Origin of the sequence: Oxalobacter paraformigenes (assembly GCF_000158475.2) — a bacterium.
GTDB lineage: Bacteria > Pseudomonadota > Gammaproteobacteria > Burkholderiales > Burkholderiaceae_D > Oxalobacter > Oxalobacter paraformigenes.
Window position 1 is genome coordinate 1,363,583 of sequence record NZ_KI392031.1, and the last position, 24,113, is coordinate 1,387,695.

The following is a 24,113-nucleotide window of genomic DNA, read 5'->3' on the forward strand; positions in this document are numbered from 1 at the left end:
TGTCCGGTTTTTTTATTCTTCCTTTCAGTTATGCCGACTGAATGGCAGCGAACTTTTCTTCCATTCCCTGTGCAGGAATCGCTCCTTCGACACGGGAGCCATCAGCAAAATAAATGGTCGGGGTAGCCCTGACCTTCAGCTCCGCCCCCAGCTCCAGAATCTTGTCATTCGGAAAAACGCATTCGGCAGACGGCGCATCCGGACGTTCCTTTCTCAGCATCCAGTTTTCCCATGCCTTGGCCGGATCGGGTGAACACCAGATAGCATGCGACAAATGCATCGAATCAACCGACAGAATGTTATAGGGAAAAACATAAACCGTAACATTGTTCACATCTTCCAGATTCTTTTCGAACTGCTGGCAGTAATGACAGTTCGGATCGGCAAAAAGCGCAATGACTCTTTTACCGTCTCCCTTGACAATTTTGATAGCCAGTTCTTTTGGCAAACCGATTTTTTCCATATCCATCCTCTTTCTCGACAGTATTTAACATGAACCCGAAACAGGATAGCCGACACGAGCGGCTTATTCCGGAAAGACCTGCGAAACTCTTTCAGACTACCGGGAAAGCCGAATAGAACGCTGATATGACACAAAAATAACCTTAAAATACGCAAATTGCTTTTTGGGAAGCATAAAAACCATTGCGGTCGGCCACTTCGCAAAGCGTCCCGTTTTTTAAACAGCCGTGCCTGTTATAACAGACAGGAAAGAAACCGCCATTTCAACTGAAAATCAAAGCGACCGGACTTTTTGAATACTCCAGGTTTGACTAGAATAGCAGCTTACGATCCCAAACTGTAAACCACGGACACCATGCCCACTTCCACCAACAAGCGTTCCGCTCCGCCAGAAAACGGTACCCCCCGCCGCACTCTTCGCTTGCGTGAAGCCGTCACCCTGATTGTCGGGCTTGTTATCGGAGCGGGTATCTTCAAAACGCCCGCCATCGTTGCGGGTATGACAGGCAACACGACCATCATGTTCGGCGTCTGGATTTTAGGCGGTATCATTTCGCTGATCGGCGCGCTTTGTTATGCCGAACTTGCCACAGCCTACCCCGATGCAGGCGGCGATTACCATTTTCTCCAGCGCGCCTATGGCCGATCGGTTTCTTTTCTTTTCGGATGGGCACGTCTTTCCGTTATCACGACCGGTTCCATTGCATTGCTGGGCTTTGTTTTCGGAGACTACATGAACCGGATCTTTCCCCTGGATTTTTTCGGGACCGGCTCAGGCCCCTTCCTCTATGCCGTTTCGATCATTCTCATCCTGTCCTGGCTCAACCTGAAAAATATCCGTACCGGCATGAAAACGCAGACCCTTTTTACGGGGCTTCAGATCCTTTGTCTTCTGACAATCGTCGGAACAGCGGCTTATCTGTTTTTCTCGGGAACAGCCGCGAATCCGGTTCAGCCTGTGACAACAAGTCCATCCATCCCGCTTTCGTCCGGCTTCGGTCTTGCGATGGTATTCGTTCTCCTGACTTTCGGCGGGTGGAATGAAGCGGCCTACATCAGCGCGGAACTGAAAGACGGTCACCGTAATATGGTGAAAGCCCTCGTTTTTTCGATTGCCGTCATCACATCACTTTATCTGCTCGTGACCTGGGCGTATTGGGAAGGGCTCGGATTTGTCGGTATGACGTTCTCGCAGACCATTGCGGCCGACCTGATGCATATGGCCTTCGGTGAAGCCGCCCAAAAAATTATTTCTCTGATGATCGCCATCTCCGCATTGACTTCGATAAACGCCACGATCATCGTGGGGGCGCGGACCAGTTACGCGATGGGAAGAGATTGGCCGGCGCTGCGAAAACTCGGCGTCTGGGACACAGCCCGTGACACACCGGTCAATGCCTTGTGGGTTCAATGCATCGCGTCTCTTTTTCTCGTCACGCTGGGCACATTGATCGGAGGCGGCTTCAAATCCATGGTCGAATTTACCGCTCCGGTATTCTGGCTGTTTTTTCTTCTGGCCGGTATTTCCCTGTTCATCCTGCGTCATCGCGAACCGTCGGCGCCCAGACCGTTCAAAGTCCCCTTCTATCCGATACTGCCTTTGATCTTCTGCCTGACATGCGCCGGTATGCTGTGGTCTAGCCTGTCGTACGTTTACGATCAGTCTCTGGGAGGAATAAATGCCGCCTGGATAGGTGTAGCCGTATTGTTGCTCGGTGTCCTTCTTCTGTGGATAATTAACCGCATCCATCCGGAACGGAAACACCCTGCCCCTTCTGTCGATACTTTATAGAGACCGCTTCATGAGTTCAAAAAAAAATAGACTGACCATCGCCGCCTTCCTGTTCGTTGCTGTCTTAATTCCCGTTTTCATCGTTATTTCCGCAAAATCCCAGTTCGGCCTGGACGAAATGATGGGGCCCGAACTTGACGCCGGATTCATCACGACCTGGCCTGAAACAGTCGACGGCATGCTTAAAGTGGCCGAAGTCACCAAAGACGATCTTGTTTACGACCTGGGTTGCGGTGACGGCCGTATCGTGATTGCCGCTGCCCAAAAATATGGCGCAAAAGGAGTGGGAATCGACCTGAATCCGAAACGTATCGAAGAAGCGAACGCCAATGCCAGAGCCGCCAAGGTCGAAAATCTCGTGCAATTCAGGCTGGGCAATTTTTACAAGGTGGATTTTTCGGACGCCACCGTTGTCGCGCTTTATCTGCCTCAAACGATCAATTACGAACTGCGCCCGATTTTATGGAAACAACTGAAAGTCGGTTCCCGCGTAGTTTCCAACGAATCGGACATGGGGCCTGAATGGCCGGCTGAAAAAATCGAACAAGTCGGGACGAAAACCGTTTATATGTGGACAATCACTGAAGAAGAAAAACGAAAAGCGGCATTGATACCGGATCGGGACGATACCTGAACAGAAAACACAAAAGACCGCTCAAAAAACGGATAGAAGAAACTGTCCACTATTTACGGGCTCGCTGCGCTCTTTATGAATTTCGACAACTGTGCTGTGTCCAGAATGAATCCCGATAATTCCTGCGGACAACAAACCGCATCAAATGGTGAAACGACTGGAACAGTCCAATCCCGCAACTGGCGGATTGATGTGTTCAGATTGATGTGTTGTGTCTCTTGCCGATAACGGTTTCATCCACGCGCAAAGAAGCGACTACAGTCTGCCGGGATTGGCAGTCCCAGATCTAAACCTGTAAAAACATTCAACGAAGAACAGCGGTCTTCAACCCTGTCTTTTTCGGTGAAGGATGTCGAACAAAACCTGTTTCGGAATTAAGGCCTCAACATCAGAGGGCGACAATTCATCCATTCGATACACAATCCGTCCCTGTCCCTTTCCGTTCTTGTCGTAAATATACTTTCTGATACACAAGCCATTCTGGCGAATCATCCCTAGGGAAGCATACTTTTTGAGCATGTCCTGACATTTTTCCCGATCCTGCGATACACCGTTCCGGTCAATTGCCTGCTCGACCCGATTCACAACCTCTTCCTGCATCAGGGTACCCTGGCTGTTAAAAGCAGCCGTGTTATAACGATATGTCCACCTTTCGTCTTCCCATCCAGCTGCAGCATTACAGATACTCTGATAATGATTGACGAACTCGTCTTTGGTCATAGCCCGCCTTGAAGCCTCGTTCGCTCTTCTTTCCTCATTGTCCAGACCGTCGCCAAATTCCCAGACGCGCCGATCGGCATCGGCGGTAAAAACATAACCGTCAACATAAATATTGACATAATTTTCAAACCGTTCCTCGACTATCATTTTTACGTCTCCCATTTCCGATATCAGTCACAGCTTCCTTTTCCCCACTGTTAAAAATATCATGAAAATTATTCACTTAACGAAATTTTCCAAGACAAATGTGAAAAACGATAAATTGAATAATTGAAAACTGCCCGTACAGTATCCACCATCATGCCTGTCTTGCAGACATAAAAACCGCTGATTTTCTGAAACGGATGTATCTCCACCTTCTCCCCTATACATTTCATTTCTAAAGACCCATTTTTCTCCCAATCAATTAAACACTCATAAACAAATTCGGGGCTTTAGCATCGCTCGCCCTTTTTGTTCCCTCCGAATCCTGACGACCCAAGAGCGAAGTGATCCTCATGGCACAAGCCCTCTCATCACACCGAAATGGTAGTGTTTGGATTCGCTGTTATACACCGTTTTTACGGCTCAAACCGAGAAGCCGGAAACAGCGCAACAATATACCTGTTTTCCATTTATGTTCTCTGTCTCAAACGCTGTCTTTTAGCAGCCTGCCGGAAAGCAAGAAAATGTTTGACTCGACATCCTACAAACAGGGGCCATGATGTGTGCCAAAAACCGTTCTTGCCAGTAGCGCGAACTGCGTGAAAAGATATGTGTTTCACATTAAAGAAGAGAGGTCGAAAATGACGAAAACGCCTCCACGAAATCCTGCTTCCCATTATGCCGGCAACGACCGGCTGACAACCGAAGGGCGTGGCGAATTGACCGATTCAGAATTCGGTATCCCTGAAAAACGGGCATTTCCCATGCCCGATGCCAAACATGTTCGTGCCGCCGAATCGCGCTTTCACCTGGCCGCCGATGATGGCACACCGGAACTGGCCCGACAAATCCTGATGAAAGCAAATGAATTTGGCTTAGACGTGAAAAGCACGAATGTACTCGAATGGGCAAGAAAATGACTTTATTGCCTGGTGAAACACGGAAAACAGAAACAGTGGATATCCAGAGTCGGCAGAAGACCCTATTTAATGCTGTAGACTTTTTCAAACCCATGAACCCACGCACGGCAGAAGCATGTACGTGTCAATCTGGACAAAGTCAAATTCGGTTACGTTACAGCTGCGTTCGGAGAAAAATGAGAAGGAAATAATGACGTAAGCAACTGATTTGAATGGCCTGCCCTAGTGGATTCGAACCACTGACCTACGGCTTAGAAGCATCAGAGGCAACATTAAAAAACATATAATTCAATAACTTATTGCATCGGCAAGCAAACTTAACGTGCCATCAATGGACACATCCTGATGTAATACTGTCACAGTAAGTCACAATTTTGGCACACACAAATATTTCTAACTTCTTATTTTTGATCATAAGATGGATAATCACTTAAAATCCTAAAGCAATCTCATCAATAATCTAACAATTCATTTATGTCTGATTCTCCATGGACTTCAGAACACATTAAATGGCTCGTGGACACCGGCGAAAGAATTTCGACGGTTGATGGCAAAAAGGTCAAGGTCTTGGAGTTATGTCATAAAAAAGACGAGGTAGTGCTCTCCGCATGGGCAAGGCACTTTCGAAATCACTACTGTCTTGACTCCGAAATTGATTATTGGCGAAGAGGATATAAATACTCTCCACAAGAATATCTCAACACCATAAAGTTCCCCAGCCCAAAAGATGCACCAGGACCCAGTATCCGTTCTGGCGACTTTGGAGAAGTGCTCGTTGCCGATTATCTTGAATACCTGCTTGGCTACTGGGTTCCACGCACTCGCTATGGTGACAAAACCATTCGGAACGAGTCGACAAAAGGTAGCGATATCATCGGCTTTCATATCGTCAAGGATGGTAAAGCTTCTTTAAAGGATAGGCTGGCAATCTTTGAAGCAAAGGCGCAATTCTCAGGGAATAAGGCTAAAGCGAGACTTCAAGATGCTGTAGATGGCTCGGCTAAAGACATTGCACGGAAGGCAGAGTCTTTAAATGCGATCAAGCAAAAGCTATATGGTCGCAATGAGCTTGATAATGCTGAAAAAATTGAACGTTTCCAAAACGAAGTTGATCACCCATATAAAGAAGTTTATGGGGCTGTCGCGCTTTTTGAGAATCCACTTTTTGACGGCCACCTGATATCCTTGACCAATGCATCATCTCATCCACGTTCAAGTGACCTTGCGTTAGTAGTTATCAAAGGGGATCAAATGATGGACCTTGTCCATGAGCTCTACAGGAGGGCTGCGGATGAGGCCTGAAAGAAAATCCCATCGTCTTTTGGGCGTTACTCGATCAAAAGCTAAGATGATCGAGTACAATGTACCTGAAGAATATCAGGATATTGATTTATCAGTACATCCAAATAAACTTTTCACCCTTACGATTGGCCTGCTGGGTGACCTTGCCGTCGCTATCAACCGCGAGGAGCCGGATTCAGACTCCCTGTCTAAGCTGAGAACCAATCTGCTTTTCTCTGCCCGTTTTTTCGACTCCTACCTCCAATCAAAGCTGAATGAGACACTTGATCCATACCTAGTGCTTCTTGGGTCGGCCTCCTATTATCTGTGCGATCTTCCCGGGAGTGCTTCAGTATTGGCGAAACGCATCGATGGCAAGTGTCCGAATCTGGATAGCGATGGTTTGGAAGATTTGTTGCTCTGGTTACTGCAGGCCGATCTGAAAACCTATTTCAATGGAACTAAGGGCCCCTTCAGCAAATTCATCGATGGGATTTCAAAAGGGATTCTCCAGTTTTTCAGGAATGGTAATGGCGAAGATAACCTTCTTAACTTAGCCACAAAACTGAGAAACACCGTTTATGAATTCTGCACACCGAGGCAACTTCTGTTTGGTGATGTGATCGCGGCAGTTCTACGGAAAAAATTGCAGAATTCAACCTGGAAAGCTCTGCCGTCATATTCAGGTTTACCCCGAGAAAAATGGCTCCACGCACTGCAAAAAGATTCTTTTATCAAGGAACTATGGCCTGCACAACACCTGTTGGGCCAAGCGGAGGTTCTCAAAGGCAAGTCTGCCATTGTTCAAATGCCTACCAGTGCTGGAAAAACGAAGGCAACGGAACTGATCATTCGAAGTGCATTTCTAGCCGAACGTGTGTCGCTGGCCATTATCGTCGCACCGTTCCGGGCGCTCTGTCATGAGATCAAGAACAGTCTCGTCGAAGCATTCCACAATGAACACACCAAGGTAGATGAATTATCCGATGCGTTACAGACCGACTTCGAGATTGACGATCTTTTGGGAGAGCACCAACAGATTCTGGTCATAACGCCAGAGAAACTTGTATATATCCTTCGGCATGAACCGAGTCTGGCCAACCAGGTGGGATTACTGATCTTTGATGAAGGGCACCAATTTGACAACGGTATTCGAGGCATCACATACGAGCTACTCCTGACATCGTTACGTTTCATGATTCCAGAAAAAACCCAGAAAGTGCTAATTTCAGCAGTTATCACCAACGCTGAGTTTGTCGGAGAATGGCTGAACAGCAATCCCAATGTCGTTAAAGGCACAACCCTTATTCCGACTTTCAGGTCGGTCGGGTTCGCGAGCTGGCTCGATCAGTTGGGAAGGATCGAATATGTCGACAACCGTGACGTTGAACAAAGCGAGTTTTTCGTTCCCCGAGTAATTGAAAGATTCAATCTCGGGAGAAGAGGCAGAGAGCAGAAAGATCGCCACTTCCCAGAAAGAAATGATGGCCAGGCCATTGCACTTTATCTCGGTATAAAACTGGTTCCTAACGGAAGCATCGCCATCTTCTGTGGCAAAAAATCAACAGCGACAAGCATTTGTGAAAAAGCGGTGGAATTCATTAATCATGGTATTCCGCTTCCACTCCCACAAGTATTCTCAGACCGAAGGGAGGTTGAACGGCTCTATTACCTCCATGTTGCGAATCTTGGAACTGATGCATCGGCCTCAATGATTGCCGAGCATGGCATATTTTCTCATCATGGCAATACACCGCATGGAATCCGCCTTTCAGTGGAACACGCTATGCGTGAGAACCTCGTTCGGTTCGTTGTTTGCACCTCCACACTAGCGCAAGGCGTAAATCTTCCAATCCGGTATCTCATTGTTACCAGTGTCTACCAAGGCATGGAGCGCATCAAAGTTCGGGATTTTCATAACCTCATCGGCCGAGCGGGTCGCGCCGGGATGCATACTGAAGGCAGCATTTTGTTTGCAGACCCTATTGTATATGACAAGAGACGCAACCGAAAAGACGGCTGGCGGTGGGATATAGTCAAGGAGCTGCTTGATCCAGCCAAGTCAGAGGAATGCGCAAGCAGCCTCTTTCAATTGATCCCTCTGGTTATCCGGAATGACCGTACCAAGTCAAAAGACAAAAAGAATCATACGCTGACATGGGACATCCTGTCTTTTGCCGCAGCTCATATAGCTGGATGGGATTCTCTGAATGAAATTATCAGCAAGATTGCTAAACAAAACGGTGGAAACGGTTTCACGGTCGATGTGGTGAAACCACAATTCGAATTTTTCAGCCTGACTCTCGCCTCCATCGAAGGCTTTCTTCTCTCCAATTGGGATGCTGTTGATAATGGGCTGACGGAGGCAGACATTGCTGATCTCGCGGAACAGACATTGGCGTACTTCTTGGCTGATGATGAGAAACGGGAGCAGATTCAAGAATTATTCAAGCTTCTGGCGGAAAACATATCAAAGAACATTACTGACGTTAATCGGCGGAAAGCATTTGGCAAAACACTCTATGGGGTCAACGATGCTAAGGTGATTGAGGGATGGGTTCAAGATAACGCTGATGAACTTATCGCCGCTCAAGTGGGAAATGAAGTTCTTGACCTCGTGTGGCCGTTAATAATGGGGCATGTACACAACAAAGCTTTCAATAAGTTCGACAAGAAGGACGTCCTGAAAGAAATTACGAAGAAGTGGATTTCAGGAACTCCATTTAATCAGCTTTTCCAAATTGCCGACAATAACAAATGCAAGCTCGGTAGAGGAAAGAGGCCTAGGAAAGTCAAGATCGAAAATATTATTGATATCTGCGAGGGCGGGCTTGCCTATGATGGGGCTCTTCTTGTGAGTGCATTGTGTGAATTTCTAGAAATGCTGGATCGCGAAGGAACAGGTGATCCGATCAGTCGTCTCCAGATTTTCCAAAAGCGGATGAAATATGGTTTGCCCACCGAAACCACCATTGCCCTTTACGAGCTTGGCTTTTCGGATCGCGTCATCGCTCAGGATCTTGCCGCATCCCTAAACCTGGCAGCGCCCCAAAAGAAGGATCTCGTAAAGGCGCTGAAAAAAGATCAGGCTGGAGCCAAGGCGGTGATGGAGAAATATCCAAGGTATTTCCAAACGCGATTGTCTGAACTACTTAGACAGTAATATATCTTGAAATTTTTTATCACCAGATTAAGAATATTCCTGCAATGAGCTAAAAAACCATTATATCCATTCCAAGTTTTGATGAAAATTTGAAACCACTCGGGAAAATGGTAATTTTAGTAATATCAGAATATAGAGATATAAAACTTATTGTTTTTAAATGCAATATTAACAATTAATTAAAGGTAATTATTTAGTAATATTTGGGTAATCAGATTACCGTTTTTATTAATTGCGAATGGTAATTTTCATGATTTAAAGAAGCATTTAAAATCATATACTTATACAAATATTACTTTTTTATTACCTTAAATTACTAATAAAAGGTAACCAAAAATACTATTTACAATCAAATATTTATATATCATATTTTTGATGTGTAACGGATATTACCTTTTTCCCGACTCTGTTTTGAAATTTATTGTTTTACCTCCCTCTTCAAATGATAAATTTTCATTTAAATTGAAAAAAAACATCAATCACACCACTGCGTCATATCGCATCATTCCCTGAAATCCAAAACGGCCCTGAAGGGCTTGTATTCTGGCATCTTCCAAAAATTCCCAAAATGTCAAAAAAGCCAAATTAAGTTTCATCGCAGGCGGGCGGGGAACTGCGAAAAATGCCTCTTGAAAAACTTTTCTTCATCCACAACATTTCGCCAAACCCTATCGTTGATATTCCAAATCGGCAAAGAAAAAGCCGCTTACGCGGCCTTTGAATAAATGATAGAAGTTCTGTCAGTTCTCTTGCTTATCGTTCTCAACATTGTATTGAATGAAGTTGACAACATCCTCCCCTATCCAGTCATTGATCAATCTGAATTTGTCCTGCAACGGTTTCAGTTCATTGCGTGCAAACACTCTGGCTGCTTTTTCGATATCGCCGAAGCCGCCTGTGTTGTTCGGGATGATGCCCAGCAGCTGGGGCGGTACCCGGTGAGCGGCCAGCACATCGTCCCGGGTTACGCCCTTGATATTGAAAAACTCATCCTTGGCAGCAACTTCCGAAACCGGTATCAACTGAATGCCGTCTTTCTTGCCATTCGGTGCATAGATGAAAATATTCCGGAAATTGCCAGGCCCCTTGCTTTCCCGTAACGACTGTCTCAGATCATCAATGTCCTGCTGGCTATGGGAAGCATCCGTCATATACATGATGAATCCGGCATGGGAACCGTTCTGGTAATATTTTCTCCGGAACAGGGTAGCAGCCTCATTGAGCCAGGCGGATTGAAGCGCACTGAGATATTCCGGCAATCCGTATACTTCCTGATTGATATCGGATTCCATCAGTTGAAAGACGCTTCCCTTTTCAAACTCATATTCCTGCTTCCACCCATAAACAAAATAATAACTATCCGGCTTCACACCCCGGCGCGTATATTTGGCCAGAGAATGCCGGAGCGCCAGCACCTTGCCAAACCGGTTCGTTTTCTTTTCCAGATAGGCATTCCCGAAAATCAGGAAATCCAGTGCCACTTTGTTGAACGTGTCCAGCGGGAATTTCGGATGCGGAATGAAAGTGGACGCCAGAATATTGCGCTTGGCATAGATGGCCGAGCTGTGATGCACATTGGCCCGCAGCGATTTGGCCAGACCGTCCGGACTGACCGGCATTTCATACCAGCGGCCATTGGACCAGCATTCGATGTAATCGAGTATTTCCCGGCGGTCAAGCATGGAAACCGGTTCTCCAAACGAAAAAACGACTGCATTTTCCTGTTTTTCCAGCCTCTGTTCCTGTGTTTCGTTCATTGGAATGTCTCCATAAATGATTGTCTGTTTTCCGTATTGCCTGCCAATGGTTCATGATCCAGCGCGTGCATGACCGCCCAGGCCAGATCGGCATGACCGGTTGTCTCGGAACGGCCGGCATCGTATGTCACCTGCTGTCCGCTGACAGTCAGCGTCTTCCTGATCGACATGAAGGACTGCGCAATGTCGGTACTGCCGGCATCGAATTCAAGCCGGCCGTTCCGGATCACATCCTGCGCTTTCAATACCATGCGGCCCTTGCTTTCCGGGTTGTACAGAATCTTGGTCACAGCCGGATAAAACTGCCGGACAATTTCATAAACGCCCAGTCCCATCCCCGTAGCGTCGATGCCGATATATTCGACGTTATATTTCTGCGTGATCTGCCGGATCTGTTCAGCCTGTGCAGCGAAATCCATGCCCCGGTACTGGTGTTTTTCGATGATCCGGAACTTCCCGGGAAACGTCAGCGGCGGCGCCATCACGACACAACCGGCACTGTCACCCGAACGGGACGGATCGTAACCGACCCAGACAGGACGGTTGCCGAACGGCCGTGCCGTAAACGGTTTGTAATCGTTCCATGCTTCCCATGAATCGACCATGCAGCGTTGCAGTTCCGACAGCGGGAAAACGGATGCCGTATCGTCAATGAAATTGCACATCAGCAGGTTGTCGAACTGGTCCGGGCTGTATTCGTAATTCCGCAGTTCATCAATGTCGAAAAGATCGCAACCGCCCTTTTCCGCATCTTCAATGGTGACAATCTGCCGCCAGATCCTGTCTTCACACAATCGCCCTTCCGCCAGCCATTTGTGACTGACATCGATCCGGACCTGCTCTTCTTTTCTGCGCCGTTTGTTAAACGCATCGCCCGTCCAGAACGGATAGGCTTCATGACTCATGGCCGATGGTGTAGAAAAATAGGTTTTCCGCCAGCGTTTGTGCAGCGCCATGCCGGAAGCGACCTTGTTGAGCTCCTCGAACTTGAATGTCCAGAAGAATTCATCAAAGTAAAAGTTACCGTGATAACCCTGAGCTGTCCGGGCATTGGTGCCGAGAAAATACAGATGCGCGCCATTTGACAGCACAATCGGGTCGCCTTTCAGTTCAACCCCTGTGGCTTCTTTTGCGAATTGCACGATGTATTGCCGGAAAACATAAGCCTGTGCCCGGGAAGCGGAAAGAAATATCTGGTTTCCGCCAGTCAGTACGGCATCCATCAGGGCTTCACGTGCGAAATACCAGGTTGCGCCGATCTGTCTGGACTTCAAAATGGCCCGTGTCCGGCTGTTGCGACTGTTCCACCACTCTTTCTGGTAATCGAACAGCGAATCCAGAAAGGCTGTTCTCAGCTTTTCAACCTGCTCTTCGGTGAAATGGTTTTTCGCTTTCTGCCGCTTGCCCTCTGCATTCCGGTTCGCAATGTTTGGATTGAGATCCGTTTCATTGCCGCCTGGCGCTTCATAACGCCGGATTCTGGCCAGACGTTCCAGCTGCCGTCCCAACAGGTCGATTTCCTTGTAATCGGAACCGGTTTTCACATCCTTGGCAATCAGCTGGACCAGCCGGGCTTCAAGCGACGTTTCCACCCGTTCGATAACAGGCGCCTTGTCCCACTTGTCCCGCTGCCGCCAGGAATCCACAGTCGTGCGCGGGATGGCGAGATGTTCCGATATGGACGTGACCGTCCATCCCTGCCAGTACAGGCTGCGGGCTCTTCGTCGGAAATCGGTCGGTGCGCTTGTTTGCATGCAGCAAGCGTATGCGTGTTATCCCTGCATTTCTCTTGTCTCAGGGTTACTTGCGCGCCAATCAACCTGAAAAGCATTGAGAGCCTTGACGTTGTCGTTAAACATGAGCGGTAACCTGCAATTGACAACAACCTCTCAGTGAGTCGGGATCATGTTAAAAACACTTTCCAAATTTTTCCGTGTTGCGCTGGAAGGCGCAACGACCGATGGACGGAACATCGAGCGCGACCAGATTATCCAGATGGCCAGAAACTTCAATCCGGCGAAATATGGCGCCCGTATCTGGCTTGAGCATATCCGCGGCGTTCTTCCGGAAGGCCCTTTTCAGGCATATGGCGATGTCGTCGCTCTGAAGTCCGAAGAAGTGGACATTGATGGCGTCAGAAAAATGGCCCTTTTCGCCCAGGTTGAGCCGACACCGGAACTGATTGCCATGAACCGGAAAAAACAGAAGATGTACACCAGCATCGAACTCGACCCAAAATTTGCCGACACGGGTGAAGCCTATCTGGTCGGCCTTGCCATTACAGACAGTCCCGCCAGTCTGGGAACGGAAATGCTCTGCTTCGCCGCCCAGAAAACGCCTGAAGAAAACCCGTTCAGTACGCGGAAACAGCGTCCGGAAAACCTGTTCAGCGAAGCCATTGAAGTCGAACTGGAATTTGAAGAAGTACAGAACTATAGCCAGCCATTGCTGGATAAAGTCAAGGCACTCATCAAGAAATTTTCCGGCAAGGAAGCGTCAGACGAATCCCGCTTCAACGACATCCATGCTGCCACCACACTCCTGCTCAACCACATTGAAAATCAGTCGGAAAAACTGGAACAGGCTTCTGACCGTATGGATGAAATGCAAAAACAGCTGCAAGCCCAGGAATCCGCGTTCAGCGCACTGAAGCAACAGCTTGATAATGAACAGACCCAATCTGACAGGCCCATAGCCACCGGCAGTGCCGGAGAGTTGCAAACAGATTGCTGACTTACGAAACCAGCCAAAAACACCCATACGACTTTCAAATATCCGTCCCGGAGACAAACATGTTAAAAGAAACCCGTATTGCATTTAACAAATATGCGGCGCAAGTAGCGAAGCTCAACGGCATCCCGGATGCAACGGAAAAATTCGCTGTCGAACCCGGTGTCCAGCAGACACTGGAAACGAAGATCCAGGAATCCAGCGAGTTCCTTAACCGGATCAATGTCATTGGCGTCAAAGAGAAAAATGGCGCCAAGCTCGGCCTCGGTATTTCCGGCCCTTCCGCTGGCCGTACCGACACCACGACAAAAACACGCCAGACCCGTGACCTGTCCACACTCGATGAAAACGGCTACAACTGTGTGCAGACCAACTTCGACACGCATATCCGTTATGAAAAACTGGATGCCTGGGCCAAGTTCCCGGATTTCCAGACCCGTATTCGCGATCTGATCATCCGGCGTCAGGCGCTAGACCGTATCATGATCGGCTTCAATGGCACCAGCGCTGCTGCCGATACCGATATCACGGCCAATCCGCTGCTTCAGGACGTCAATAAAGGCTGGCTCCAACACTATCGGGAAAACGCTGACGAACGTGTCATGACCGGCGGAAAGACGGACAGTGAAATCCAGATCGGAACAGGTGGTGATTACAATAATCTGGATGCACTGGTTTTCGACCTCATTAATACCATGGTTGATCCCTGGTACCGTGATGATCCCAATCTTGTTGTCCTGCTCGGCCGTGGTTTGCTGGCGGACAAGTATTTCCCGCTGGTCAATACAAACAATCCGCCTACCGAAATGATGGCAGCCGATATCGTCATCAGCCAGAAACGCGTCGGCGGGCGACAAGCGGTTTCCGTTCCCTATTTTCAGGAAAATGCTGTTTTGGTCACGACATTCGACAATCTGTCCCTCTACTGGCAGGAAAGCGCCCGCCGCCGCCATCTGAAAGACGTGCCGGAACGTGACCGGATCGAAAACTATGAATCCTCAAACGATGCTTACGTTGTTGAAGATTACGGTCGCGGTGCCATGGCCGAGAACATCGTCCTGATCTGATTTTCAGCCCGTGCACTGAAAAACGGTGTACTGGCTGAAAATGCCCCGACACACGGAAAGGAAACCGATCCATGCCCCGAATGACACCAGCGCAACACCATTACGAAAAAGCCATGGCGAAAAAGTCCGAAAAACGGAATGCCGCAGGCAATCTGAAGAAAGGCTCGGCCTACGAACTGATGATGGCCAAACTGCACTCCGACATCCAGCGCCTGAAGGACATCCAGTCCATCGAAAGCAAGGTCAGGGTCAAAGAAGCCATCCTGCCCGACTATCAGGCATGGGTGGATGGCGTACTGGAAAGCGGACAGGGAGCGCAAGACGAAGTACTCATGACGATTCTGGTCTGGAACATTGATGCCGGCCATTATGAAGAAGCGCTTCGTATCGCCGCTTATGCCCTGAAACACAATCTTGTCATGCCTGACCAGTACAGCCGGAATCTGGCTACCGTTCTGCTTGACGAAATTCCGCCTGCATTGCTGAAGAAAAAACCGGAAACCCCGGAAGACCTTGAAAAGGCATTGTCCATCCTGAAACAGACAGAAACCCTGACTGCCGCCCATGATGCACCTGATCAGGCCACAGCCAAACTGTGCAAGGCACTGGCACTGACACTGCTCAAAAAAACCGGCGAAGGTGACATCACGCCCGAAACCAGACCGGACGCCCTGAATGCGAAAACGTATCTGGAACGTGCCTGTGAACTGGATGAACGGTCCGGTGTGAAGTCCGAACTTAAACGCCTTGAGAAACGTCTGGAACAGGTTTCCCAAGGATAACGAGCGCCCCGCGCCTCGACGGCTCAGGTCAATAGTGCCCTGCCCATCTTCCTGACGCACGATTTGACCTGACCACCGTCGAACTTCTTACGGAAGCAACCATGAACGGCCTGATTGCCCTCGAACCTTTTGAAAACGATGATCCGGAAACATCCGGTACCGAATTCATCGTGGCCAACGATGGCTGGTTTCCTGACATCAACCTGAAAGATCTGCGTGATGCCATGCGGCTGGATGGTACCGTCACCTACACACGGCTGAAACAGGCTGTTGTGGCCGCCATCCTTTATGTCAATGCCGAACTGCAATCCTGGAAGAACACATCCGGTGATGGATACAGGAACATGGAAAGCCTTCCCGCCGCCGTTATTAACAACGAAAGCATCCTGATCATCAGCTACAGACGGGCCGTGTACTGCATGGCCAAAGCGGATCTGATCGAACGGTACCGCGATTACGATACGACAGGGGAAGGCAACAAAAAAGCGGAATGGCTGGAATCCTCTCCGGATGAACAGCGCCGGAACGCCCACTGGGCGATTGCCGACATCACCCGGCGCCGTCATCTGACTGTGGAGCTCATCTGATGCAGGTACGGACACAACAGAATGACACGCTGGACCTGATTTGCTGGCGGTATCTCGGTACGACAGCCGGTGTTGTGGAAGCGGCACTGGCACTCAATCCCGGTCTTGCCAGTTACGGTCCCATCCTGCCACAAGGCATCATTATCGAACTGCCTGATCCGGAAACCATTACCGGAATGAACACCACTGAAACGGTGCAACTATGGGACTGAAGGAAAAAACATGGCCGTTACACTTCTGATCATTATCCTGATCGCATTGCCTATTCTGGCCTATGCGGCCACACGGTCACCGGAAACGTACCAGTTCGACACCTATCTCTGGGTACTCATCCTGTCGGTCATGGGCGGCATTGTGTCGCATAAGGAAAAACGGAAAGGCCGCTTCCGGATTTTCAGGACAGAAAACCGTTATCTGGATATTGCCGCTTTCATTCTGGTCAATCTGGCGTCATTCGTCCTCGACATCTTCACTTCTGCCTTTTCGGGAATCCTGACCTTTTACATTTGTGAATCCGCCAACATGGATAGGCTGATTACGGCTGCTTTTGTCGGAATCTCCGGCTTTGCCGGCGGACGCATGCTGAATTTCCTGCTGAATCTCGCCCGTGCCGTTCTGGAAAAGAAATTCGAGGTCAATGTTATGGAAAGGAACAACAGTGAAACTAACTGAACACTTTACATTGCAGGAATTCCTTTATTCCGATACTGCCGGCAGGCATGGCATCAACAATGTTCCGCCGGACAACTCGCCAGTTTATGCCAATCTCCGGAAACTGGCTGAAACGCTGGAACAGGTGCGCACGCTTTTCGGCCTGCCAGTCCATATCAATTCCGGATACCGCTGCCCTGCTCTGAACAAAGCCGTTGGCGGCGTCAGGAATTCAGCCCATCTGGCCGGACTGGCTGCCGATATCCGGATTGACGGTATCGCCCCGCACGACGTCACCCGACGCATTACCGCCTCGGATCTGGCTTTTGACCAGTGCATTGACGAAGGAACCTGGACGCATCTTTCCATTGATCCACGGATGCGCCGGCAGGTTTTCAGGGCTGGATCATGATGGACTGGATCAGAAAAACCGCTTTGGCCCTGCTGGCTGGTCTGGTCATCGGAGCCGGAGGAATGTACTTCATTCTTTCCGGATGCGAAGCCAGAAAAGAAAATGACGTACTGAAAAAACAGGCACAAGACAAAAGCGACAGAGAAGCCATCACTGCCCATGTCGTATCCGGTAATGAACAGACCCGCAGGAGTATTCAGAAAACCATGAAAGTAATCCATGCGAACACGGAAAACTATATTCGAGAGAGTGACAATTTCATCATGCCTGCTGGTGCTGTCCGCCTGCACGACGACGCCGTGTTACAGCGGGTTTCCGGCTCCTCCAGAATCATTGATGCAAAAACCCCGCGAACTGAAACCGGTTCTCGAAAATGACATTCGACGTCCGGTTACCCTCCGGCAATTTGTCCGGCAGGTAAATGAAAACTACGAAACCTGCCATCTCAATGCAGAAGATTTCCGTGCCCTTCAGGAATGGGTACGCAAACAACAGGAAAAATAAACCATGTATAAAGCCGACAGCCTTCGCAGGCATCTTTCGGGCGCAAACCGGATACTGAAACGGAATCCGGAAAGGTTTCATATTTTTGTCGATGAAGGCAATGTCGTGGCAACCGGTACCGGTTCGCTGTCGCATGAATACCAGTACAGACTGAACATTCACATTGAAGACTATGCAGGCCCGATTGAAGCGGTCACAGTTCCAATATTGGCATGGGTACAAATCCATCAGTCAGAACTTCTGAACAACCCTGAAAAGAGAAGAACCGGAATCAGCTTTGACGTGGATTTCAATAATAACGACACCATTGATATGCTGATCCGGCTGACCCTGACCGAAAAATCCATCGTGACAAAAGACGGGAAAGGGCGAATCGATATCAAACATCAGGAAGAACCTCTTCTGACTCCACCTTACGATAACGAATTCTGGAAATTATACGAAGGCGATAATCTGATTGCCGAATGGAACATCAAGAACAATGGATAACGAGCTGCAGCGGATAGAAGACTGGGCAGGTGGACTGCTTGCCAAAGTTTCGCCGGTTGAAAGACGCAGGCTAAGCCGGAAAATCGGCCTGGATCTACGGCGAAGTCAATCTGCCCGGATCGCTTCGCAACGCAACCCCGATGGCACTGGCTTTACCCCCCGGAAAAACCGGAAACGCATCCGAAACAGCACAGGCCGCCTGAAACGAATGCGGTCTGAAATGTTCCCGCGACTGAAAATGGTCAGCCGGATGAATCTTAAAAGCGATCAGGACCAGATCAGCATTTCATTTCTCGATAAAGTGGCACGCATTGCAAACGTTCACCATTTCGGTCTTAAAGATCGTGTTTCAAAGAATGGACCGGACGCACAGTATCCGGCCCGTCGATTACTCGGATTCAGCCAGACAGATGAGCAATTGATCCGTGATTCTGTTTTACGTCACCTGAAAGACTGACCACATTACCTGTCACGCATGATCTTTTCACGCAATATCGAATTGACCGTACTCTGCCAGCCTCGTCCTGTAGCCCTTAATGCCTCGAGCAGATCTGCATCAAGACGGATCGATGTACTTACTTTTGGCTGATCAGCATGAGGACGGCCACGCGGCCGTTTTTCTTTCAATGCCGCAAATTGTTCCGGCGTAAAAAATTCACTGGCCAATTTTGCATTTTTGAACGCGTCATCACTCATTTCCGGATTATCCGGATCGGCCATAATACCTTCATTGATAACTTTGTCTTCCTCCGGAGTCGGCATGATGATTGCACGACCCGATTTTGTTTTAACTGTTTTCGGCATAAATCTTAACCTCCCTTCTGTTGGCTTTTCGCAAGCTGATAACCCTGATCGTCTGGCTATCCGGCATACAAAACACCAGCATGTGCAGCCTTTCCTCTATCAAACCCAGCGCCTGATAACGACGTTCGGGATAAGCCTTTCTGGTATCTTCCAGAATATAGGCCGTCTCCCATTCGAGCCATTGTGCATCCTCAAGCGAAAGGCCATGCTTGATGATGTTGCTCGCGTTCTTTACTGGATCGAATTCATATTTCATGTATTTATTGTATATACAATAAATAATAAGGTCAAGTATTTTTTGTATATGCAATAAATATTTATTCAGGTTATTTGTCCGTCAATCAACCCGCAAACTGATGCATGATTTTTCATGACTGGACATCATTCGGAAATGGACGCTGAATTATCTGAACATCGCCGATTGATTGGAAACATAATCCGGTTCGGAACCATCTCCGGGATCGATTATGCGAATACTGCCGTGCGCGTAAAAACGGGAGAAATAGAAACTGACTGGCTTCAGTGGGGAACCCGACGCGCAGGTAACGTAAAAGAATGGGATCCGCCAAGCATTGGCGAACAAGTCGTGATCGTTTCGCCTGGAGGCAATCTGGCTGCCGGCATCGTTTACCCTGCACTTTATTCTGATGACAATCCGGCACCTTCTTCCAGTCCAACCTTGCACAAGCGCGTTTACCCTGATGGTGCGGTTATTGAATATGACTTCGCAAGTCATCGCCTGCTTGCTTCATTACCTGGCGGCACCGCAACCGTCAAAGCTGATCAGGTCACATCCGATTCCCCACTGACACAATGTACAGGTGATCTGATTGTTGCAGGCAATGTGATTATCGGGAAGACGTTATCTGTACGTGGAACAGACAGTTCCGGAGCCAGCACATCTCTTGCCGGAAAACTGTCTGTTTCCGAAGACGTTGTCGTGAAAGGGATCAGTTACATCCTCCACCGCCATCTTGTTACCGGTATTGGCGCATTGACGGAGAAACCGGAATGAAGGGCATGTGCGCAAAAACAGGCAAGGTTCTGGAAGGAATCGCTCATCTTCAGCAGTCTGTTTCAGACATTCTCCGCACTCCGGTTGGTACCCGAATCGAACGCCGATCCTACGGTTCTGACGTGCCGGAACTGATTGACCAGCCTGATACACCCTATACCCGTATTCGTGTCTTTTCGGCTGCTGCCCATGCACTTGGTCTGTGGGAACCAAGACTGCGCATCACTGAAATAAAGATGATTTCCATGGCGACTGACTCGAAAGGAAAGGCCATGCTGCAAATAGATGGCCAGACAACCGATAACGCTGTTTCCCTTTCTGTTTCCTTCGGAGGTAATGCATGAGCTGGGACGTCATCGATCTTTCACAACTGCCGCCACCCAATATTATTGAAGAACCGGATTTTGAAACCATCCTGAAAAACTGGGTGGCCAAATTCAGTGGACTGGCCCCCGAATTGGTAGCATCCCTGTTGGAAAGCGATCCGGCAATGCGGAACATGCAGACGGGAAGTTACCGGGAACTCCTGCTCAGGCAGCGTATCAACGAAGCCTGCAAAAACCTGATGCTGGCTTATGCCACAGGCGAAGACCTCGACCATATTGCGGCCAATCGTGGCGTGAAACGGCATCTGATCAACCCGGGTGATCCGGACGCCCTGCCTCCTGTCGAACCGGTATATGAAGATGATGAAAGTCTGCGCCGGCGTGCTCAAATGGCGCCGGAAGGCTATTCGACGGCCGGACCGGACGGCGCCTATATCTTTCATACCCTGAATGCCCATCCCGATATACTGGATGCCAGCGTTGATGCTCCGCAATTCGCCCTGCATGAACCTTCGGAAGAAGTCCGTGCATTGTTGCCGGAAAAGGCTATTGTCCTTGTTGTCACACATAATGCCGGACTTGAAAATCCAATGCCCGGCGACGTGACCGTCAATATTCTTTCCCGAACCGGAGAAGGCGTACCGTCTGAAGAAATACTGGCTGCTGTCGACGGGAGTCTGAACTCAGAAGAAATCGTTCCCCTGACCGATCATCCTCATCCATGCGCTGCCGAAATCATTTCCTACGAAATTGAAGCCGAACTAATCTTTTATCCGGGGCCATCTGCTGACGTATGCCTTGAAGCCGCAGAAAAAAGCGCACGTGAATATGCAGCTGCAACGCACAAGATGGGTTACGACGTCACGATATCAGGTATTCACGCTGCCCTGCATCAGCCTGGTGTCCAGAACGTCCGGCTGATTTCGCCAACCACTGATATCCCCATTGAGAAACACCAGGCCAGTTACTGCACTGGTATCACGATCCATAAAGGAGGCACAGATGTTTAAGTCGCTTCTGCCCCCCAATACGACAAAGCTGGAACGTGCGCTGGAAGAAACGGCGGCCCTGATTTCAGATGTTCCGGTACCGATCAGCCGTTATATCGACCCGGCGACCTGTCCTGCCGGATTATTGCCTTGGCTTGCCTGGGAACTGTCTGTCGACTGGTGGGATGAAAACTGGACTGAAGCACAAAAACGGGCGGCCATTGCCGCATCTCCTTACGTTCACATGAAAAAGGGAACGCCTTCGGCTATCCGGCAGGCAATCAAGGCGCTTGGTTACACGATAAAAATATACACCAGCTGGCAAGAAAGACTGGCTCCGCATGCTTTTCGTGTGGAAATTGGTGTTTCTTCGCAGGGCATCAATGAATTTTTAATAAATGAGATTAACCGCCTGGTTCAGGCAAATAAAAACACCCGATCCTATCTCTCGCGTCTGTCACTGGTCGGCGAAACACATGGAAATCTATACCTTGGATCAGCAATCATGAGCGGACTCGAAACCACCATCTATCCATACATTCCAGAAGATTTGACCAGCTACGGATTCGTTTGTCATGCCGGCACCGAACAGTCTGTCGACCGGATTTGTATTTACCCGCTTTCGTAAAGGAACTTTATGGCAAACACCTATTACACTCTCCTGACCACCATCGGACAGGCCAGTATCGCCAATGCCATTGCGTTAAACCAGACAGTCAGTCTGACGCACATGGCTGTTGGTGACGGCAACGGCGTTCCGACTGTGCCGAAAGAATCACAAACCGAACTGGTCAACGAAGTCTATCGAGCCCAGATCAATCAGTTAACGACCGACCTGGATAATCCCAATTACCTGATTGCCGAAATGATTGTCCCCACCAATGTCGGCGGCTGGTCAGTACGCGAAGTCGGGCTGTTTGACGAAGAAGGCTACCTGATCGCGATTGCGAATTTTCCGGAAACGTACAAACCGAAACTGGAAGAAGGTTCCGGCCGGGATCTGGTTATTCGGATTATTTTGCAAGTCAGCAATACCGATGTTGTCACGCTGAAAGTTGATCCGACTGTTATTCTGGCCAGTCAGGCATGGGTTATTGATAACTTCAGTAAAAGCAAACTGTTTCCCGGCGGAGCCAAAGATCAGGTACTGACAAAACTGTCGGACAACAGCGGAGACATGGGGTGGAAATATCCGTCCGGTGTCCCGATCGGAACAGTCGAATATTTTGCAATGGCTACGCCGCCGGCGGGTTATCTGAAAGCGGACGGTGCGGCAGTGGGAAGAGCCACCTATCCTGATCTGTTTGCGGCGATTGGGACGACGTTCGGAGCCGGAGACGGGGAAACCACCTTCAACCTGCCGGACATGATCGGGCGGTTTGCCGAGGGCAGCGCGACACCGGGAACGGTGAAAGAAGCCGGGTTGCCAAACATCACGGGAGAAATTAACGGTCACTTTGGTTCGAGCGTGGCGTTCGGCACCGGATCGTTGTTCACATCAATCGGCGGTTCCCGGTATCGTGCAACGCCAGATGGTACAGGCGGCGAAGCATTTTTTGCGGCATTTATTAGTGCATCGCGTTCCAGCCCCATCTACGGCAATTCCGACACCGTCCAGCCTCCGGCATTGACGCTTTTGCCCTGTATCAAAGCTTTTGACGCGGCAGTGAATCCCGGGCTGATCGACGTAACGGAACTGGCAAACGAAATGGCAGGAAAAGTCGATAGAGTTATCAATGGAAAAAACATTGCCTATATCGTGGACAGCTATAACGATATGCGTGGCAACTGGTGGCGTGAATGGTCTGATGGATGGCTGGAGCAAGGCGGACTGAAAAGAGGAAATGGCGTATATGCAAAGGTGACGATTAATCTTTTACGTCCATTTTCGGGTCCGGACTACACACTGACAACAGGCTCGACCATTGGTGGAGATGCCTGGTATACGCATACTGCTTCGACTGCCGGTCAGGCTGCGACATCGGATCTGGCGGGCTGTTTTACTGATAAAACCATCAACAGTTTCCAGATCCAGGGATTCAGCGATCACTTGTGGTATGCCTGCGGGGCGAAAGGATAAATATGATTGGCAAACAAATCACAAAACCCGTATCCGACTGGGGAGACTACACACAAACCGCCATCTGGTGCAATGACAACAGAGCGGTCATTGAAGACAAGGGTGACTGGTACGAAGTCGTTGCCTTGCCCGAACCACCGAAACCGACACTGGACGAAGCGAGAGCCGGAAAGCTGGTCGAACTGAACGCCGCCTTTGCGACTGCCTCGGCTAATGCCCACTGCCGCTCTTCCCTCGGCTTTGAAATCAATGCCGACGAAATCGCCAACCGCAACATCGAAGGGCTGACACTTGTTCTGCAACCGGGTGAAAGCACGCTGTTCCGTGCATACGACAACACTTTTCATGAAGTCACGAGAGAACAACTCGAGACCATGCGCAAGGAAATCGTGGTCAACAGCCAGAAACTCTATCAGGCAAAGTGGACACTTGAGGCGGCTATTACGGCGGCGGAAACGGTCGAGGCATTGGACACTATTGCCCTTTCGGCGGAAGCGCTGGGCGAACTGGCGAGGGGTTTAAAAGAAACCACAGCAGGAGAAACCGATGGGCAGACGGAGTAGGCAAATCCCGATAGCGGTCGATCAGCTCATCAATACCTTCTTCGGAGGCTGGGCGGACGAGACGATATCGAGTGCAGCATGGCGCAAGCGGTGTGAAAGCAAAGGCTGGGCGCTGTTGCGCAAGATGATCGACGCCCTGTTTTTCTGGCAGACCGATCACTGCAAAACGGCTTATGAATCTGAACTGAAAAGGCGCCAGCTTCCTGAAGAATTAAGATAATTAAAAACGGTGCGACCTCTG

The 24,113-nt window shown here is 49.2% G+C and carries 28 protein-coding genes; 22 read left to right on the forward strand and 6 right to left on the reverse strand.

What is annotated here, in order from left to right:
* Nucleotides 1-28: 28 nt before the first annotated feature.
* Nucleotides 29-469, reverse strand: a complete 441-nt coding sequence (locus OFAG_RS10525; protein WP_005876160.1) for a DsbC family protein — start codon at nt 467-469, stop codon at nt 29-31.
* Between the two features lie 348 nt (nt 470-817).
* Between OFAG_RS10525 and OFAG_RS10530 the strand changes: the two genes are divergently transcribed.
* Nucleotides 818-2,254, forward strand: a complete 1,437-nt coding sequence (locus OFAG_RS10530) for an APC family permease (RefSeq protein WP_005876159.1) — start codon at nt 818-820, stop codon at nt 2,252-2,254.
* A gap of 10 nt (nt 2,255-2,264) precedes the next feature.
* Nucleotides 2,265-2,888: a class I SAM-dependent methyltransferase gene (locus OFAG_RS10535; protein WP_005876158.1), complete on the forward strand. Its 624-nt coding sequence runs from the start codon at nt 2,265-2,267 to the stop codon at nt 2,886-2,888.
* Nucleotides 2,889-3,212: 324 nt separating this feature from the next.
* Here the strand turns inward: OFAG_RS10535 and OFAG_RS10540 are convergent, their stop codons facing one another.
* Nucleotides 3,213-3,770, reverse strand: a complete 558-nt coding sequence (locus OFAG_RS10540; protein WP_005876157.1) for a hypothetical protein — start codon at nt 3,768-3,770, stop codon at nt 3,213-3,215.
* Between the two features lie 623 nt (nt 3,771-4,393).
* Here OFAG_RS10540 and OFAG_RS10545 point away from each other — a divergent pair.
* The 3 genes from OFAG_RS10545 to OFAG_RS10555 all read left to right on the forward strand — a co-directional run bounded on the left by OFAG_RS10545 (nt 4,394) and on the right by OFAG_RS10555 (nt 9,116).
* Entirely contained in the window at nt 4,394-4,672 is a 279-nt protein-coding gene (locus tag OFAG_RS10545; RefSeq protein WP_005876156.1) for a DUF6582 domain-containing protein, read from the forward strand.
* 474 nt (nt 4,673-5,146) lie between these two features.
* Nucleotides 5,147-5,974, forward strand: a complete 828-nt coding sequence (locus OFAG_RS10550) for a Hachiman antiphage defense system protein HamA (protein ID WP_005876155.1) — start codon at nt 5,147-5,149, stop codon at nt 5,972-5,974.
* Nucleotides 5,975-6,020: 46 nt separating this feature from the next.
* Nucleotides 6,021-9,116, forward strand: a complete 3,096-nt coding sequence (locus OFAG_RS10555; RefSeq protein ID WP_196806237.1) for a DEAD/DEAH box helicase — start codon at nt 6,021-6,023, stop codon at nt 9,114-9,116.
* Nucleotides 9,117-9,856: 740 nt separating this feature from the next.
* On the opposite strand, the gene OFAG_RS10560 is transcribed toward OFAG_RS10555, so the two are convergent.
* Together OFAG_RS10560 and OFAG_RS10565 are read right to left on the reverse strand one after the other, a co-directional pair.
* Nucleotides 9,857-10,873: a phage portal protein gene (locus tag OFAG_RS10560; RefSeq protein ID WP_005876153.1), complete on the reverse strand. Its 1,017-nt coding sequence runs from the start codon at nt 10,871-10,873 to the stop codon at nt 9,857-9,859.
* Nucleotides 10,870-12,627 (reverse strand): terminase ATPase subunit family protein, encoded by a 1,758-nt coding sequence (locus tag OFAG_RS10565; RefSeq protein WP_005876152.1) that lies wholly within the window; start codon nt 12,625-12,627, stop codon nt 10,870-10,872. The genes OFAG_RS10560 and OFAG_RS10565 overlap by 4 nt, the downstream gene beginning before the upstream one ends.
* Before the next feature lie 151 nt (nt 12,628-12,778).
* Here OFAG_RS10565 and OFAG_RS10570 point away from each other — a divergent pair, with 151 nt between their 5' ends.
* From OFAG_RS10570 to OFAG_RS10615, 10 genes are all read left to right on the forward strand, one after another.
* Nucleotides 12,779-13,606, forward strand: coding sequence for a GPO family capsid scaffolding protein (locus tag OFAG_RS10570; protein ID WP_005876151.1), 828 nt, complete (start codon nt 12,779-12,781; stop codon nt 13,604-13,606).
* A gap of 59 nt (nt 13,607-13,665) precedes the next feature.
* Nucleotides 13,666-14,670, forward strand: coding sequence for a phage major capsid protein, P2 family (locus OFAG_RS10575; protein ID WP_005876150.1), 1,005 nt, complete (start codon nt 13,666-13,668; stop codon nt 14,668-14,670).
* A gap of 71 nt (nt 14,671-14,741) precedes the next feature.
* Nucleotides 14,742-15,452, forward strand: coding sequence for a phage terminase small subunit (gene gpM / locus OFAG_RS10580; RefSeq protein WP_005876149.1), 711 nt, complete (start codon nt 14,742-14,744; stop codon nt 15,450-15,452).
* A gap of 101 nt (nt 15,453-15,553) precedes the next feature.
* Nucleotides 15,554-16,039, forward strand: coding sequence for a head completion/stabilization protein (locus OFAG_RS10585; RefSeq protein ID WP_020995268.1), 486 nt, complete (start codon nt 15,554-15,556; stop codon nt 16,037-16,039).
* Entirely contained in the window at nt 16,039-16,251 is a 213-nt protein-coding gene (locus OFAG_RS10590; protein ID WP_005876147.1) for a tail protein X, read from the forward strand. The genes OFAG_RS10585 and OFAG_RS10590 overlap by 1 nt, the downstream gene beginning before the upstream one ends.
* A 10-nt stretch (nt 16,252-16,261) precedes the next feature.
* Nucleotides 16,262-16,711, forward strand: coding sequence for a phage holin family protein (locus tag OFAG_RS10595; protein WP_005876146.1), 450 nt, complete (start codon nt 16,262-16,264; stop codon nt 16,709-16,711).
* A complete protein-coding gene (locus OFAG_RS10600; RefSeq protein ID WP_020995269.1) occupies nt 16,698-17,102 on the forward strand; it encodes a D-Ala-D-Ala carboxypeptidase family metallohydrolase in 405 nt (134 codons plus the stop codon). Before OFAG_RS10595 ends, OFAG_RS10600 begins: the two co-directional genes overlap by 14 nt.
* Nucleotides 17,099-17,479: a hypothetical protein gene (locus OFAG_RS10605; protein WP_005876144.1), complete on the forward strand. Its 381-nt coding sequence runs from the start codon at nt 17,099-17,101 to the stop codon at nt 17,477-17,479. Before OFAG_RS10600 ends, OFAG_RS10605 begins: the two co-directional genes overlap by 4 nt.
* Nucleotides 17,480-17,609: 130 nt before the next feature.
* Nucleotides 17,610-18,095, forward strand: coding sequence for a phage tail protein (locus OFAG_RS10610; RefSeq protein WP_005876142.1), 486 nt, complete (start codon nt 17,610-17,612; stop codon nt 18,093-18,095).
* Nucleotides 18,088-18,552 carry a phage virion morphogenesis protein gene (locus tag OFAG_RS10615; protein WP_005876141.1) on the forward strand — a complete coding sequence of 155 codons (465 nt, stop codon included), beginning with the start codon at nt 18,088-18,090 and terminating at the stop codon, nt 18,550-18,552. Before OFAG_RS10610 ends, OFAG_RS10615 begins: the two co-directional genes overlap by 8 nt.
* A gap of 5 nt (nt 18,553-18,557) precedes the next feature.
* On the opposite strand, the gene OFAG_RS10620 is transcribed toward OFAG_RS10615, so the two are convergent.
* Complete coding sequence (locus OFAG_RS10620) at nt 18,558-18,899, reverse strand: BrnA antitoxin family protein (protein WP_005876140.1); 342 nt, start codon at nt 18,897-18,899, stop codon at nt 18,558-18,560.
* Nucleotides 18,883-19,155 (reverse strand): BrnT family toxin, encoded by a 273-nt coding sequence (locus tag OFAG_RS10625; protein ID WP_005876139.1) that lies wholly within the window; start codon nt 19,153-19,155, stop codon nt 18,883-18,885. Before OFAG_RS10625 ends, OFAG_RS10620 begins: the two co-directional genes overlap by 17 nt.
* A 114-nt stretch (nt 19,156-19,269) precedes the next feature.
* Here OFAG_RS10625 and OFAG_RS10630 point away from each other — a divergent pair, with 114 nt between their 5' ends.
* The 7 genes from OFAG_RS10630 to OFAG_RS10665 are packed head-to-tail and all read left to right on the forward strand — an operon-like array spanning nt 19,270 to nt 24,092.
* Nucleotides 19,270-19,914 carry a phage baseplate assembly protein V gene (locus OFAG_RS10630; RefSeq protein ID WP_005876137.1) on the forward strand — a complete coding sequence of 215 codons (645 nt, stop codon included), beginning with the start codon at nt 19,270-19,272 and terminating at the stop codon, nt 19,912-19,914.
* Between the two features lie 5 nt (nt 19,915-19,919).
* A complete protein-coding gene (locus OFAG_RS10635; protein WP_187138737.1) occupies nt 19,920-20,258 on the forward strand; it encodes a GPW/gp25 family protein in 339 nt (112 codons plus the stop codon).
* Entirely contained in the window at nt 20,255-21,250 is a 996-nt protein-coding gene (locus OFAG_RS10640; RefSeq protein ID WP_005876133.1) for a baseplate assembly protein, read from the forward strand. The genes OFAG_RS10635 and OFAG_RS10640 overlap by 4 nt, the downstream gene beginning before the upstream one ends.
* Nucleotides 21,243-21,857: a phage tail protein I gene (locus OFAG_RS10645; protein ID WP_005876131.1), complete on the forward strand. Its 615-nt coding sequence runs from the start codon at nt 21,243-21,245 to the stop codon at nt 21,855-21,857. Before OFAG_RS10640 ends, OFAG_RS10645 begins: the two co-directional genes overlap by 8 nt.
* A gap of 9 nt (nt 21,858-21,866) precedes the next feature.
* A complete protein-coding gene (locus OFAG_RS13050; protein ID WP_005876129.1) occupies nt 21,867-23,309 on the forward strand; it encodes a phage tail protein in 1,443 nt (480 codons plus the stop codon).
* A 2-nt stretch (nt 23,310-23,311) separates the two neighbouring features.
* Entirely contained in the window at nt 23,312-23,872 is a 561-nt protein-coding gene (locus OFAG_RS10660) for a DUF4376 domain-containing protein (RefSeq protein WP_005876127.1), read from the forward strand.
* Nucleotides 23,856-24,092: a hypothetical protein gene (locus OFAG_RS10665; protein WP_020995271.1), complete on the forward strand. Its 237-nt coding sequence runs from the start codon at nt 23,856-23,858 to the stop codon at nt 24,090-24,092. The genes OFAG_RS10660 and OFAG_RS10665 overlap by 17 nt, the downstream gene beginning before the upstream one ends.
* Nucleotides 24,093-24,113: the final 21 nt, after the last annotated feature.

Coding starts and splice junctions, on each gene's coding strand:
- OFAG_RS10645 (WP_005876131.1), top strand. CDS start 21,243: ATGTTTAAGTCGCTTCTGCCCCCCAATACGACAAAGCTGGAACGTGCG.
- OFAG_RS10620 (WP_005876140.1), bottom strand. CDS start 18,899: ATGCCGAAAACAGTTAAAACAAAATCGGGTCGTGCAATCATCATGCCG.
- OFAG_RS10610 (WP_005876142.1), top strand. CDS start 17,610: ATGTATAAAGCCGACAGCCTTCGCAGGCATCTTTCGGGCGCAAACCGG.
- OFAG_RS10550 (WP_005876155.1), top strand. CDS start 5,147: ATGTCTGATTCTCCATGGACTTCAGAACACATTAAATGGCTCGTGGAC.
- OFAG_RS10525 (WP_005876160.1), bottom strand. CDS start 469: ATGGATATGGAAAAAATCGGTTTGCCAAAAGAACTGGCTATCAAAATT.
- OFAG_RS10555 (WP_196806237.1), top strand. CDS start 6,021: ATGATCGAGTACAATGTACCTGAAGAATATCAGGATATTGATTTATCA.
- OFAG_RS10595 (WP_005876146.1), top strand. CDS start 16,262: ATGGCCGTTACACTTCTGATCATTATCCTGATCGCATTGCCTATTCTG.
- OFAG_RS10640 (WP_005876133.1), top strand. CDS start 20,255: ATGAGCTGGGACGTCATCGATCTTTCACAACTGCCGCCACCCAATATT.
- OFAG_RS10570 (WP_005876151.1), top strand. CDS start 12,779: ATGTTAAAAACACTTTCCAAATTTTTCCGTGTTGCGCTGGAAGGCGCA.
- OFAG_RS10665 (WP_020995271.1), top strand. CDS start 23,856: ATGGGCAGACGGAGTAGGCAAATCCCGATAGCGGTCGATCAGCTCATC.
- OFAG_RS10615 (WP_005876141.1), top strand. CDS start 18,088: ATGGATAACGAGCTGCAGCGGATAGAAGACTGGGCAGGTGGACTGCTT.
- OFAG_RS10575 (WP_005876150.1), top strand. CDS start 13,666: ATGTTAAAAGAAACCCGTATTGCATTTAACAAATATGCGGCGCAAGTA.
- OFAG_RS10585 (WP_020995268.1), top strand. CDS start 15,554: ATGAACGGCCTGATTGCCCTCGAACCTTTTGAAAACGATGATCCGGAA.
- OFAG_RS10605 (WP_005876144.1), top strand. CDS start 17,099: ATGATGGACTGGATCAGAAAAACCGCTTTGGCCCTGCTGGCTGGTCTG.
- OFAG_RS10625 (WP_005876139.1), bottom strand. CDS start 19,155: ATGAAATATGAATTCGATCCAGTAAAGAACGCGAGCAACATCATCAAG.
- OFAG_RS10530 (WP_005876159.1), top strand. CDS start 818: ATGCCCACTTCCACCAACAAGCGTTCCGCTCCGCCAGAAAACGGTACC.
- OFAG_RS10590 (WP_005876147.1), top strand. CDS start 16,039: ATGCAGGTACGGACACAACAGAATGACACGCTGGACCTGATTTGCTGG.
- OFAG_RS10535 (WP_005876158.1), top strand. CDS start 2,265: ATGAGTTCAAAAAAAAATAGACTGACCATCGCCGCCTTCCTGTTCGTT.
- OFAG_RS10660 (WP_005876127.1), top strand. CDS start 23,312: ATGATTGGCAAACAAATCACAAAACCCGTATCCGACTGGGGAGACTAC.
- OFAG_RS13050 (WP_005876129.1), top strand. CDS start 21,867: ATGGCAAACACCTATTACACTCTCCTGACCACCATCGGACAGGCCAGT.
- OFAG_RS10635 (WP_187138737.1), top strand. CDS start 19,920: ATGTGCGCAAAAACAGGCAAGGTTCTGGAAGGAATCGCTCATCTTCAG.
- OFAG_RS10540 (WP_005876157.1), bottom strand. CDS start 3,770: ATGGGAGACGTAAAAATGATAGTCGAGGAACGGTTTGAAAATTATGTC.
- OFAG_RS10560 (WP_005876153.1), bottom strand. CDS start 10,873: ATGAACGAAACACAGGAACAGAGGCTGGAAAAACAGGAAAATGCAGTC.
- gpM (WP_005876149.1), top strand. CDS start 14,742: ATGCCCCGAATGACACCAGCGCAACACCATTACGAAAAAGCCATGGCG.
- OFAG_RS10630 (WP_005876137.1), top strand. CDS start 19,270: ATGACTGGACATCATTCGGAAATGGACGCTGAATTATCTGAACATCGC.
- OFAG_RS10545 (WP_005876156.1), top strand. CDS start 4,394: ATGACGAAAACGCCTCCACGAAATCCTGCTTCCCATTATGCCGGCAAC.
- OFAG_RS10565 (WP_005876152.1), bottom strand. CDS start 12,627: ATGCAAACAAGCGCACCGACCGATTTCCGACGAAGAGCCCGCAGCCTG.